The sequence below is a fragment of the Gilvirhabdus luticola genome, from assembly GCF_040117515.1.
GTDB classification, from domain to species: domain Bacteria; phylum Bacteroidota; class Bacteroidia; order Flavobacteriales; family Flavobacteriaceae; genus Gilvirhabdus; species Gilvirhabdus luticola.
The window spans coordinates 853,602-866,574 of record NZ_JBEEEN010000001.1 but is presented as its reverse complement, the minus strand read 5'-3'; the positions used below and the strand labels follow the sequence as shown (position 1 = coordinate 866,574).

Genomic DNA, 12,973 nt, shown 5'->3' with positions numbered 1-12,973 from the left:
TTTAGAATTAAGCTTTATATCCTGCTACTAAATCTTTAGTTACTCTTGCCAATGTATCTGTAACTTCGTCAGTTAATTTTCCTGCTTTTAAAGTTCCCAAAACGTCACTGTGCTTTGCTCTTAAAACTTCTAAATATTCGCCTTCAAATTGTTTTACTTTTTCTACAGGAACATCTCTTAATAAGTTTTTAGAACCTGCATAAATAATTGCAATTTGATCTTCTACAGTAAACGGATCGTTTTGGGCTTGCTTTAAGATTTCAACGTTTCGTTTTCCTTTCTCAATTACATTTAATGTTGCAGCATCAAGATCTGAACCAAATTTCGCAAAAGCCTCTAACTCGCGGAATTGAGCTTGGTCTAATTTTAATGTTCCTGCTACTTTTTTCATGGATTTAATTTGTGCATTTCCACCAACACGAGATACAGAAATACCTACGTTAATTGCAGGACGAACACCGGAATTAAACAAATCACCATCTAAGAATATTTGTCCGTCAGTAATAGATATTACGTTTGTAGGAATATATGCAGAAACGTCTCCAGCTTGTGTTTCAATAATTGGCAGTGCTGTTAAAGAACCTCCTCCTTTTACCATTGGTTTTAAAACCTCTGGCAAGTCGTTCATTTCTTTAGCAATGTCATCATCTGCAATTATTTTTGCAGAACGTTCTAACAAACGAGAGTGTAAGTAGAATACGTCTCCCGGATATGCTTCACGCCCTGGTGGGCGGCGTAACAATAATGAAATTTCTCTGTAGGCTACTGCTTGTTTTGATAAATCGTCATAAATGATTAAAGCCGGGCGACCAGTATCTCTAAAATACTCGCCAATTGCAGCTCCGGCCATAGGTGCATATACTTGCATAGCGGCTGGATCTGACGCATTTGCAGCAACAATTGTTGTGTAGGCAAGAGCTCCTTTGTCTTCTAGTATTTTAGCAATGTTTGCAACTGTTGATGCTTTTTGACCAATAGCTACATATATACAATAGACTGGATTACCAGCATCATAAAATTCCTTTTGATTTAAGATAGTATCTATACAAACTGTTGTTTTACCTGTTTGACGATCACCAATGACCAACTCACGTTGTCCACGACCAATTGGAATCATTGCATCAATAGATTTAATTCCAGTTTGTAATGGTTCCGTTACAGGCTCACGGAAAATAACTCCAGGTGCTTTACGCTCTAATGGCATTTGATAAGTCTTTCCGGTTATTGGGCCTTTACCATCTATTGGGTTTCCCAATGTATCAACAACACGGCCAACAATATCTTCTCCAACATTAATAGAGGCGATACGTTCTGTACGTTTTACTGTCGACCCTTCTTTTATTTCACTAGAATGTCCTAGCAATACTATACCTACGTTATCTTCTTCAAGGTTTAATACAATCCCTTCTAATCCTCCTTTAAATTCAACTAATTCGCCATATTGTGCATTAGACAATCCATAAGCACGTACAATCCCATCTCCAACAGTCAATACTGTCCCTACCTCGTCTAATGAAGCTCCTGATTCAAAACCTGAAAGTTGTTGTTTTAAGATTGCTGAAATTTCAGCTGGTTTTACTTCTGCCATTTTATTTAGATGTTTCTATGTTCTTTAATTTAATGTAAATTCTCGTCTTAATTTATTTAGTTGGCTGGAAATGCTTGCATTGTATTGAATATCACCAACTCGTAAAATAAAGCCTCCTAAAATATCTTTATCAATTACGTTTTTTAATTCAACCTTTTTACCTGTTAATTCTCTAACCTTATGAAGAACAACTTCTTTAAGGTCTGCTGTAATTTCAACTGCTGTAGTTACTGTAGCAACCTGACTACCTCTTAACTCGTTATAAATCTGAATATATTTTGAAGCAACATTGCTTAAAATACTGATTCTTTTATTTGTTATAAGGGTATCAATTAAGTTGCTTGTGTTTGGTTTGATATCTGAAAAAACACTTAATACGATAGATTTTTTAACCGAAGAACGCACAACAGGACTTTGAAGTACATTATGTAAATCCTCATTTTTTGCCAAGGTTTCAACAATTAACTTCATGTCGTTATTAACAGCTTCGGCTTTGTTATCTTTATTTGCCAAACTTAAAACCGCTTTTGCATAACGTATTGCTGCTCTTTCTCCTGCCATTACAATTAATTTAATTTAGCTTCTCCCAGCATTGATTGAACTAATTTTAGCTGTTTATCTTTGCTTGACAACTCCTCTCTAACTACCTTTTCTGCAATATCTACAGCTAATCCAGCTACATGGCTTTTTAGTTCAGCCAGTGCTGCATTTTTTTCGCTTTCTATTGCCGCTTGTGCTTGGCTAATAAGTTTACTAGCTTGTGTTTGAGCTTCTTCTTTAGCGTCTGCAATCATTTTGTTTTTTAAATCGCGTGCTTCTTTAAGCATGTTTTCTCTCTCAACACGGGCTTCTTTTAGAATTCTTTCATTATCTGCTTGAAGGTTTTGCATTTCTAATCGTGCTTTTTCAGCAGATGCTAAAGCTTCACGAATAGATTTTTCTCTATCGTTTACCGTACCAACAATTGGTTTCCATGCAAATTTTTTCAACAGAAAAAATAGCACGGCAAAAGAGATAAATGTCCAAAACAACAATCCGACATCTGGAGTAACTAAATCCATTTCTTATATAATTTAAATTCTATTTTTTAATACTTAAAAAGAGGTGCAACCAACCGTTGCACCCATCTTTTTTTACTTAATTAAGGATACAACCACCGCAAAAAGTGCTACCGCCTCAACGAAGGCAAGTATAACAATTGCTGATGCTTGGATTTTTCCTTGCATTTCTGGTTGACGTGCAATAGCGTCCATTGCTGAACCACCTATTCTACCAATACCTATTCCGGCACCAATAGCTGCAAGTCCTGCTCCAATAGCTGCAAAAGCTCCGTAATCAACGGTTGTTGCTGCTTCCTGTAATAATGCTAAACTCATAGTGTTAAAATATTAAAAAAATTAATTAATGTTCGTGTTCATGTTCCTCCATTGCAGACCCAATATAAAGAGCTGACAATAGAGTAAATATATATGCCTGAATGGCAACTACCAATACTTCAATTACACTAATAAATACTGAAAAGAAAATAGACGCAGGTGCGACCCAAATACTTTTTGCAATAAATATTAATGAAATTAAACTCAATACAATGATGTGTCCCGCTGAAATGTTAGCAAACAATCGTATCATAAGTGATATTGGCTTGATAAAAATGCCCATAAATTCAATAGGTGCTAAAAACAATTTCATTGGCACCGGTAAACCAGGCATCCAGAAAATATGTTTCCAGTAATCTTTATTCCCTACTAAAGTTGTAATAACAAATGTGATGATTGCTAATACTAAAGTAAATGCTATGTTTCCACTTAAATTGGCGCTAAATGGAAAAAACGGAATCAATCCCATCAGGTTATTAATCCAGATAAAAAAGAATAAAGTTAATAAGAAAGGTAAAAACCTTTTGTAATGCTTCTCGCCAATATTTGGAATTGCAACTTCGTCTCTAATAAAAACAACTAAAGGCTCTGTAAATTTTGCAATACCTGTTGGAACACCATTTTCAGATTTTTTATAAGCTCTTGCAGACAATCCAAATATTAATACCAGCAATATAATAGATAAGAACATTGAAAATACTAATTTGGTAATTGAAAAGTCTAACGGTTTATCATTTACAGCATGATGTTGTTCGTCATGGCTAATATAAGAATCATGTTCAGCATCATTGCTTGCGTAATATATTTCTTCATGATACTTGACTAACTTTTGCCCTTTTCTTTCAACTACTACTTTACCGCTATCATCATGGTGAAATTCAGAAGACATAAACGTCACTAAACCATTGTCTGTCCAAAGAATCACTGGTAGTGGAAAAGAAATAGCGTGTCCTTTCCAATCCATGATATGGAAATCGTGAGCGTCCTTAATATGATGCATGATCATATCTGTAACGTTAAACTCTTCTTGACTGGTTTCACTGGATGTCTTTTCTGAAGCATTTCCAATAAAAGAAAATGAAAGTAAAAAGCTAAAAAGCAGTGTTTTAAACGTTTTGATTTGCATTAGTTTGTCCAATTAAAATGCCTTTTCTAAAATTCGGTGCAAATATACACGCATTAAATTAATTGGCAAACTAAAAACAACAATGTTTAGCTTTTTTGGAGAAAATTATTAATGCTCAAAATTTCAAACGTTAGAAACAGAAAATATGGTATGAAAAAATTGAGAATTTCTAGTTGAGTATAGTCTGATTTTCCAAAAATAATTGGCAGCAAAAATACAATTGCTAAAACCATTTTGATAATGGTTAATCCTAAAAAGAGTTGATATATTTTTTGACTACCTCGTTTACTCCTATAATTCAGAATAGAAAACACAAGAAAAACCAAAAGTGCATTGAAAACATATATCGCATATAACGGTATATACAGTTTCCCGTCAAAAAACTCATAAATTATATAAAAGTGAATTCCAAAAAGAACAGATGAAAATAATAAAAGACGAATTAGAAAATTACTGGTGTCTTTGGTCATTTAGATTTGTTTTATTTTTTTGTTGATTTGGTTACTTGTTTAATAACACTGTAAAGCGCAATTCCTATTGAAGCTAACGAGCAGATAATACTAAATAATTGATATTGATTAGGGTAATGTTCGTCTAATTTTATACCTGCGAAGACACCTAACCCAATTGTAGCAAGCATTTGAAAACCAATACCTGTAAAGCGAGCATAGTTATTAAGCCGATCTTTCTGAACCTGATGGTGTCGATCCTGTTGGTTTTTGTTGGTCACCTTTGTTAAATTCTTTTACGGTACCTTTCATTACGCATGTAACGTTAAATGTTGCTCCTGGTTCAACTGCCAATTTTCCTGCAACAACTTCTCCTTCTATATGAGCCGAAGTCTTTAATGTTAAAGTGCCTGACAAAGCTAGTTTTCCAGAAAATTTTCCTTCAAAATAAGCGTCTGTACCTTGAAGTGTTCCTTTAATATGTCCGGATTTACCAACAACTACTTTACCTGATGTTCTTAAGTTTCCTTCAACAAGACCGTCAATTCTAAAGTCGCCTTCACTTATTAAATCTCCTACTATTTTAGTGCCTTTAGACACTATGTTCTGATTTGAAGTACCTTCAATTGATTGCTTTTCTTTTTTATTTTCTGAGAACATAATCTTATAATTTTAGTTATTATTTATGCTCAAATATTCGTCTAAATTCTTATGTATTTGGACTATTTGATAATTTGAAGAAGAAATTACAAAATCAGGTTTTTTAACTTTGTTCCTATCTTCTTCTTTAAATAATAAGTTAAACATTTTTGCTTCATCTATATATTCTAAACCATGTACAAGTACTAGTAAAGTATCTAAATCGTAAACATCTGTAGAGACAACAATATTTTTGAAATGCGAATTTCCAATAACTTCATTCAAAGTTGTGATAAATGTATTCAACTCTTCTTCTTTGGGATTATTGAACATGTATACGGCTTTTACATTTTTTTCCAATGTGTCATCTACAAACTCTTTGCTTGCCAACTTTGGAAGCATGTTTAAGGAAATGTTTTCTGCCTTTTTCCCTTCTATATCATTTGGATAGTTTAAAGCCACATAATTTATGGCTTTCGCATAAGGTTCATAACCATACAAACGGCCAATGGCATTTGCTTTTAACAATTCGAATTTTGCAACCATGGCGTCACCATCAAACATATTGATATATTCATCACATTTTGAGATAACTTCAACATATTCCTGTTTTTCATGAAGCTTATATAGATTTTTATATAAACTTTCTGGACTGCTTTCGTCCTTGGTTGATGCCAATTCTGGATTCATCAAAATTGTTGCATATCTTGAGTCTGGATAGTTAGTTATAATATCGTTTTTGGCAATCTCGGCTTCATCATTATTCTCCAAAACAGAATAAATTTTATATAAATTATATTTTGCTGGTAAAACCAAGCGTTCTTCCGGGTTATTGCTTAACAATTGTTGAAGTTTTGTCTTTGCCAAATCGTATTCTTTAAACTTCTCCTTATAAATTAAACCTAATTGATAATAGGCGTAGTTTCTTTCTTTGGTAATGCTATCTATTTCTTTTTCTGTTGAAGGGATTTTGGATATGTAAAATTCAGGATCATACAGTTCATCTTCAGAAGCAGTAGCTAGTACATCATCAATGGTGTTGGTGTTGTTTAAGCCAGAGCTGGTTTTATTAGACCACCTCCAATTGTCTTCCAACTGTCTATCACCCCAAACTTTAATAAACTCATTTTTTCCAAAAGAAACAGTTGTTGGGTTATAAAAATAAAATGTTGAGGCTTGATTTGGCAAACCTCCACTTCTATTTAAACTACCTTGCAACCCTGGTCTATTGCCTTTTGAATTCTTATCAGCGACAACAAGGCCTTTGTTTCTTTCTATAATTTCCTGTTTCTCTTTTTCAGCTTCGACTTTCGCCTTGAGTATATCTATATAGTGGGTAAAAAACTTTAGTTTTTGCGCTTCAGACATGCCTACAAGATTCATGATACTATCATCAACTTGAACTATGTTTTCATAATAAATTACATCTTCCAAGTTGTCTCTTTTGCGTTTTACAACCCTAAATTCTTTAGTGCTCTGCTCTAAATTGGTTAAAGTGCTATCATAATAAGCACCTGCTTCTTTGTATAAAGAATTATTGAAACTCATTTCGGCTAAAACTTCATAACTTCTCGCCTTTAATCTTTTGTCCTCACTTGGTTCTCTTAAAGACTTGTTGAAATATTCCACGGCTAGGGAATCTGAACCATTGTTTAAATGGTATTGTGCAATTTGGTGATAGATTTTATCAAGATATGGTCTATTCTCACGGTCTTCTTCTAAATCAGTTAAGAGTTCGTGAAATGCTAATTTATCTTGATTTTCAAAATCAAAGTTTTTAGCTTTTCCAATATGTGCTGCGATCAAATATATTCTTGGTGTTTTACGATGCAACTCTATGACCTTATCAAACGCTATGTTAGCACTGTCTTTATAACCCAATTCATTATACAATTGTCCTTGGATAAATCGAAATCTTCCGCGCTCGTCATTGTTTTTTGTAGCATTTGATGCGATCTCCAATTGTGTAACTGCACTATCTATAGATTTTGTGTTAATATAAGCTTGAGCAAGCATTGATGCTGCATCAGCTAAATCTTGATCCTCTAACTCTTCCTCTTCCAAAAGACGTTTTAGATTTTTAATGGCCAATTCTTCATTTTCAAGACGAATATTAGCTTTTTCTTTCCAGATTTTAACTTGATTTATCTTATCGCTTGTAGGATATTTATTTAAAATATTATTAAAGGCATCTAAAGCAGGCACAAAACGTTGATCGAAATATCTTGCTTTACCAAGTAATAAATAAGCCTCATCTATTTGAGGATTCTTTTCTTTACCCTTAATATTCATACTGTGCTTCTGAATAGCTTTTACTGCTTTTTCTTCAGCTCTTGTGAAATTTTCATTTTCAGATTCTCCTGGTAAAATTACCTCATCTGAAACCTGCATTCTTTCTATCGGTAAAATTTCCCAATAGTTGTCTTTATAAGATTCATTAAGTGTGATTTTACCTTCTTGAAGTGCGTTATAACCATTGTATAACGTGTTGTATTCTGTTGCTACAGCGTGGAAGTTTCTACTAACAAAGCTGTCTTTTTTACGAGAACAGCTTGTTATGAAAATTGCTGTAATTGCGACAACTGATATGACTTTTAAAAATGTTTTCAAAAGATAGGTTGCTTTAATCTAATAAATAACTATAAACTCTTGTTATTATTATGTTAAAGCGTAAAAATAAACATCTTTTTGGATATAGCTATAAAATAAAAGTTCTTTTAGATGAAACGATTATTGAGCAAAATGTGTTTCTAATTCCTTTAAGGTTGCCTCGCTAGTGGTTAAGTCTCTAATAATTTCGCCTTTATCAAGCACAACAATTCGTTCACAAACATCTGTTACATGAAGTAAATCATGACTTGAAATTAGAACTGTGACACCTTGTTTTTCGGCAAGATCTTTTATGATGGCTTTTAAGCGTATTTGCGTTGTTGGATCTAAATTAGCAAAAGGTTCATCTAAAATTATAACTTCTGGGTTGCCAATAAGTGCAGCAACAATCCCGACTTTCTTTTGATTCCCTTTGCTTAAGTCTCTTAAATACTTTTTCTGGTTTAAAATTTCACCATGAAAAAAGTCTTCAAATTGAGACAACAGCGCATCTACATCTGCTTTATTTTGCCCTCTAAGGTCTCCTATGAAATAGAAGTATTCTTCTGGTGTTAAATAACCTATTAAAAAACTTTCATCAATAAAAGTTGAGGTAAATGGTTTCCAGTCTTCGCTTTCATCTACTTGAATGTTATTGTTTTTAATTTTACCAGTAGTTGGTTTTATCAAGTCCAATAACAAACTAAAATATGTGGTTTTACCAGCTCCGTTGTTACCAACTAAACCAAAGCTTTGTCCTTTAGGAATATCTAAACCTTGTATTTTTAAAACCGTTTTATTACTGTATACTTTTGTAAGGTCTGATGTTACTATCATGATTTTTAAATTAAGTTTCTTGACTAAATGCGTCAATCATTTTATATTTTGAGTCTAAATACTTAAGAGTTATGAACCTCATGAGTTTTTGATGAAAAACAATTCCTATCACTCCTAAAATAATCAACAATAAACAAGCTATTTCAAAACTTGAAATCACATAAAACAATGCAAATAAACCTAGCGGAATAAGCAATAGCGGAATTCCAATAAGCCATTGTACAGCTCCCGTGCCTTGATAATTAAATGCAGCTCTTTGATTTAAATCTATTTTCTTTCTGTTATATGAGCCTCCAAACAATATAACATGCGTATTTACTCCTATGTTATAAATTGCCGCAGCAAAATGTGCAATTAAAATCTTCCATCCAAAATAAACATACGGAATGCTTAAAACAAAAAGAATAATAACACTGGCTGCCATTAGCGTGAATTTTGATTTTAAATACTCTTCATACTTTATATTTTGACTCATTAACATTTTATAATAACCGCTATCCCAAGCTGGAATAAACTGCCCGAAATTGATTAAAAAGATGCCCGTTACAAAAATACCAATGAATGCAAAAAACCAAGGCATATCTTGATATGTAGGCTGTGGATAAAAAAACAAACCGTAAAGTAATCCAATAATTAAAATAAAAACTGAAGAACGAGGTCTTTTGTTTCTCCAAATAAGTCTCAAATCCAATTGCAGAAAAGGAGCAACATTGCCAAATTTTCTTGTCCACGCTAAATCTGAAGTTTTAACTTCTTCAGTTTTAGACTTTAATGAACTATCTAGATACAACTGCTTCTTTAAGTTTTTGAAATTAGCTATATAAAGTCCAAGTAGAATAGCAAGAGGAATCACTACTAAAATTGGATTACTGTAAATTGAAGAGATTCCGTTAGATAATAGGCTTGAAAATGAAACAACATTAAAATAATTTAATACAAACAATCCTCCAGCAAAAACGATGATGGGCAAAAACGATAACTCTGTTTGAGAAGATAGGCTTTCAATTATAAAATTCAAGAAGTTAATAATCAATGTAATTATTAAAAGCGAAAGCATCCAAATTAAAACCGAATTTACTGGATAATCATTTACAATTAAGGTCACGCCAAATGGAATAATTGCAAAAAGTGGTAAAAAATTGAAAAAAGATAATGCAGACTTCCCTAAAACATAATGCACAATTTTGCTACGCCTCACTGGTAAAGTCAACAACGGTTTGACTGACATTACAGGTAGTTTTTGAAAGAAAAAACGCATCAAAATATCTGCAAGAATCCAATAAAATAATATGCTATTTACTATGTTTAAAGGGTCTTGATCTGGAAGTTGTTCTATTAAAATTGGATAAAGAGCAATTCCTAAAAACAAAAATATTGCTATAAAATATAAAGCAACAAATATGAGCAAGATGTTTAGTGCTACACTTTTTTGCCAATACGATGATCTAAAATATTGTTTCCATTCTAAATTAAAGAAGTGCTTTAATTTCATTTGTTTTAGGTTAGATTTAATGTATAAGTAATATTATATCAGATTTTGTTACAATCAAAACTCAAATACTATTTATGTTTTATATTTTTGCCAAAAAAATAAATGTCGCAATTTCATAAACTTACAATAAAAGAAATTAAGAAAGTAACTCAAAAAGCTGTTACTATTAGTTTTAATGTTCCTGAAAACTTAAAAGACACTTTCTCATTTAAGGCAGGTCAGTATATCACTTTAAAAACCTCTTTAGAAGGTCAAGAAATAAGAAGAGATTATTCGCTTTGCTCTTCATCTAAAAGTGGCGAACTTAAAGTTGCTGTAAAAGCTGTAGAGCATGGAGTATTTTCAAAATTTGCAAATTCAGAATTAAAAGTAAATGACGTTATAGAGGTTTCAGAACCTAATGGTAGGTTTACTTTTGAACCAGACCAAAGCAAATCAAGAACAATCTCTGCATTTGCTGCTGGAAGTGGGATTACGCCAATAATGAGTATTGTAAAAACAGTTTTGGAAGAAGAGCCATTAAGTAACTTTATTTTAATTTATGGAAACAAAACGCCTGAAGACACCATCTTTTATAATGAACTTTTAGCTCTGCAAACTCAATATAATAATCGACTTAAAATCCAATTTGTATTTAGTCAGGCACAAAAAGAAGATGCATTGTTTGGACGAATTGATAAAAGTGTAGTCAACTTCGTCATCAAAAATCTATTTAATAAAACTTCAGTTGATACTTTTTATTTGTGTGGCCCAGAAGCCATGATTTACATGGTTAAAGATGTTTTGATTGAAAATCATGTTTCTGAAAGCAATATAAAATTTGAATTATTTACTGTTGCCACTCCTGAAAAAACCAATATAATAAACGCTGTGATTGGTCAAACAAATGTAAGAGTGATGCTGGATGATGAAGAGTTTGATTTTGTAATGGATTCTAAAAAAACCGTTTTAGAAGCAGCCCTTTCTGAAAAGATAGATGCGCCTTATTCTTGCCAAGGAGGTATTTGTAGTAGTTGTTTAGCAAGACTAAAAGAAGGTCAGGTAACCATGAGGCAAAATAATATTTTAACAGATAGTGAGGTTGCAGAAGGTTTAATTTTAACTTGCCAATCACAACCAACTACCTCGATCATTTATGTTGATTACGATGATGTTTAACTCATGATAAAATCGAATTTATTTTATTAACTATCGTTTCTGGAGAAATACTCCTTATTGCTTCTTTATAGTTTTCTGGATATTTATTGCCGTAAATAGAGGTTGGAATTTTTGGAAATTTATCTCTATCGGGAAGTAAACAATAATCAGTTGGTTGATTAAAAGGCGTAAATCCAGCAAAAGGATGTGTAACGCCCCAAATAGTGACTACTTTTATGCCAAGCATCGCAGCAATATGCCCATTACCTGAATCAGCCGAGAGCATGACGTCTAAATTGGAAATAACATCTATCTCTTCTTTAAGAGATAATTTTCCAGCAATGCTGGTCACATTTTCAAACTCATCTTGAAGCTTGTTTAGTTGTTCAATCTCATGCTTTCCTCCACCAAAAAGTAAGATCCTATATTTTTTAGAAAGAGAATTAATAACTTCTGTTAGTAAGTCCAATGGATACATTTTACTTTCATACGCTGCAAAAGGCGCGATACCAATCCATTCTTTAGTGTCGCTTCCAATTATTTCAATTGCTTTGTTGCTTAATGCTTTTTTTTCTGGGAATTTTGGGTTTGATAAATCCAAAAGAAAACCTAACCTTCTAAAAACGTCTGCATAGCGCTCAACTGTTGTTTTGAGTTGCTTAACCTCTTTACCAGAAATTAAAGCTTGCTTTGCTTTTCTTCCTTTATCAATTTGAACAACTTTTATCCCAAGTAAAAAGAATTTTAAAATATTTGAGCGTAACACATTATGCAAATCTGCAACTGCGTCAGTGTTAAGTTTTTTTAATTCTTTTGACAATTTATATAAGCCCAAAACGCCTTTGTGTTTTCTTTTAACATCTGCTGAAAACACACTTACATTCTTTAAATCTCTAAAAAAAGGTTTGAAAAATTCTCTTGTTAAAACGGTAAGTTTAATATCTGGATATTGTTCTTGAAAAGCTCTTAAAACAGGAACTGTCATAGCCACGTCTCCCATAGCAGAAAGACGAATTACTAGTATATGTTTTATGTTAGGCATCTCGAGAATTCGAGTAAGTTTATTTCTGACCTCTTAAAACAGGATTCAACTCATCGTCATTATACATCTTCATCTGTTTATAAACTTTCATGTATTTGTCTCCATTTTCAATATCTTGAAGTAGTGTGTCAATTGCAGAAGACAAATCTTCTCTTTGTTCTAATAAAACGTTTAATTTCGATTGACAGTTAGCTTTATGAGCATCAGATGCATCAATGCGAGTTGCTTCTTCATTCATGTGATAAATTTTTAATGCTAATATTGACAATCTATCAATTCCCCAAGCAGGACTTTCAGTATTAATGGTTGCATTGCTTTTTGGAGTTACGTGTTTATACTTTTCCAAAAAGTAACTGTCAATATATTCAACCATATCTGTTCTATCTTGATTTGAAGCGTCGATTTGGCGCTTTAATTTCAGTGCCGCAACAGGATCGATATTTGGGTCGCGAATAATGTCTTCATAATGCCATTGAACGGTATCTATCCAACATTTTCTATACAACAGATGCTCAATAAGTTCCGTTTTTTCATCATACCTGTTTTTAAAAGGTTGGTCAACCGTATTTATGACGTGATAGGTTTCAATAACGTTTTGAAAAATTACATTGGCTTTACTTGAAAACATTGCTTGCTAAATTTAGATACAAATATAAGTCTATTTACTTAACTTTACGACTCTAAAAACATCTCAAACA

General features: G+C 32.6%; 13 protein-coding genes. 1 reads left to right on the top strand and 12 read right to left on the bottom strand.

Annotated features, from left to right (window positions below; genetic code table 11):
- Positions 1 to 7: 7 nt before the first annotated feature.
- From atpA to AAFP94_RS03920, 10 genes are all read right to left on the bottom strand, one after another.
- Positions 8 to 1,588: a F0F1 ATP synthase subunit alpha gene (gene atpA, locus AAFP94_RS03965; protein ID WP_316660339.1), complete on the bottom strand. Its 1,581-nt coding sequence runs from the start codon at positions 1,586 to 1,588 to the stop codon at positions 8 to 10.
- Positions 1,589 to 1,612: 24 nt separating this feature from the next.
- Complete coding sequence (gene atpH / locus AAFP94_RS03960) at positions 1,613 to 2,149, bottom strand: ATP synthase F1 subunit delta (protein WP_316660340.1); 537 nt, start codon at positions 2,147 to 2,149, stop codon at positions 1,613 to 1,615.
- Between the two features lie 5 nt (positions 2,150 to 2,154).
- Positions 2,155 to 2,649 carry a F0F1 ATP synthase subunit B gene (locus tag AAFP94_RS03955; RefSeq protein WP_316660342.1) on the bottom strand — a complete coding sequence of 165 codons (495 nt, stop codon included), beginning with the start codon at positions 2,647 to 2,649 and terminating at the stop codon, positions 2,155 to 2,157.
- A gap of 72 nt (positions 2,650 to 2,721) precedes the next feature.
- Positions 2,722 to 2,964, bottom strand: coding sequence for an ATP synthase F0 subunit C (atpE, locus tag AAFP94_RS03950; protein WP_316660344.1), 243 nt, complete (start codon positions 2,962 to 2,964; stop codon positions 2,722 to 2,724).
- A gap of 25 nt (positions 2,965 to 2,989) precedes the next feature.
- A complete protein-coding gene (gene atpB / locus AAFP94_RS03945) occupies positions 2,990 to 4,090 on the bottom strand; it encodes a F0F1 ATP synthase subunit A (protein WP_316660345.1) in 1,101 nt (366 codons plus the stop codon).
- A 481-nt stretch (positions 4,091 to 4,571) separates the two neighbouring features.
- Positions 4,572 to 4,820 (bottom strand): AtpZ/AtpI family protein, encoded by a 249-nt coding sequence (locus tag AAFP94_RS03940; RefSeq protein ID WP_409628087.1) that lies wholly within the window; start codon positions 4,818 to 4,820, stop codon positions 4,572 to 4,574.
- On the bottom strand, positions 4,765 to 5,199 hold the full coding sequence (locus AAFP94_RS03935) for a bactofilin family protein (RefSeq protein WP_316660346.1): 435 nt from the start codon (positions 5,197 to 5,199) through the stop codon (positions 4,765 to 4,767). Before AAFP94_RS03935 ends, AAFP94_RS03940 begins: the two co-directional genes overlap by 56 nt.
- A 12-nt stretch (positions 5,200 to 5,211) precedes the next feature.
- Positions 5,212 to 7,788, bottom strand: a complete 2,577-nt coding sequence (gene porW / locus AAFP94_RS03930) for a type IX secretion system periplasmic lipoprotein PorW/SprE (RefSeq protein ID WP_316660348.1) — start codon at positions 7,786 to 7,788, stop codon at positions 5,212 to 5,214.
- Positions 7,789 to 7,908: 120 nt separating this feature from the next.
- Positions 7,909 to 8,604: an ABC transporter ATP-binding protein gene (locus AAFP94_RS03925; RefSeq protein WP_316660350.1), complete on the bottom strand. Its 696-nt coding sequence runs from the start codon at positions 8,602 to 8,604 to the stop codon at positions 7,909 to 7,911.
- 10 nt (positions 8,605 to 8,614) lie between these two features.
- Complete coding sequence (locus AAFP94_RS03920; protein WP_316660351.1) at positions 8,615 to 10,096, bottom strand: DUF5687 family protein; 1,482 nt, start codon at positions 10,094 to 10,096, stop codon at positions 8,615 to 8,617.
- A gap of 102 nt (positions 10,097 to 10,198) precedes the next feature.
- Here AAFP94_RS03920 and AAFP94_RS03915 point away from each other — a divergent pair, with 102 nt between their 5' ends.
- Positions 10,199 to 11,254: a ferredoxin--NADP reductase gene (locus AAFP94_RS03915; protein WP_316660352.1), complete on the top strand. Its 1,056-nt coding sequence runs from the start codon at positions 10,199 to 10,201 to the stop codon at positions 11,252 to 11,254.
- A 1-nt stretch (position 11,255) separates the two neighbouring features.
- Here AAFP94_RS03915 and AAFP94_RS03910 read toward each other — a convergent pair whose 3' ends face one another.
- Together AAFP94_RS03910 and AAFP94_RS03905 are read right to left on the bottom strand one after the other, a co-directional pair.
- The gene (locus AAFP94_RS03910) at positions 11,256 to 12,275 is read right to left on the bottom strand and encodes a glycosyltransferase family 9 protein (protein ID WP_316660353.1); all 1,020 of its coding nucleotides are present in this window, start codon (positions 12,273 to 12,275) and stop codon (positions 11,256 to 11,258) included.
- Between the two features lie 19 nt (positions 12,276 to 12,294).
- Positions 12,295 to 12,903 (bottom strand): DUF4254 domain-containing protein, encoded by a 609-nt coding sequence (locus AAFP94_RS03905; protein ID WP_316660354.1) that lies wholly within the window; start codon positions 12,901 to 12,903, stop codon positions 12,295 to 12,297.
- Positions 12,904 to 12,973 lie beyond the last annotated feature (70 nt).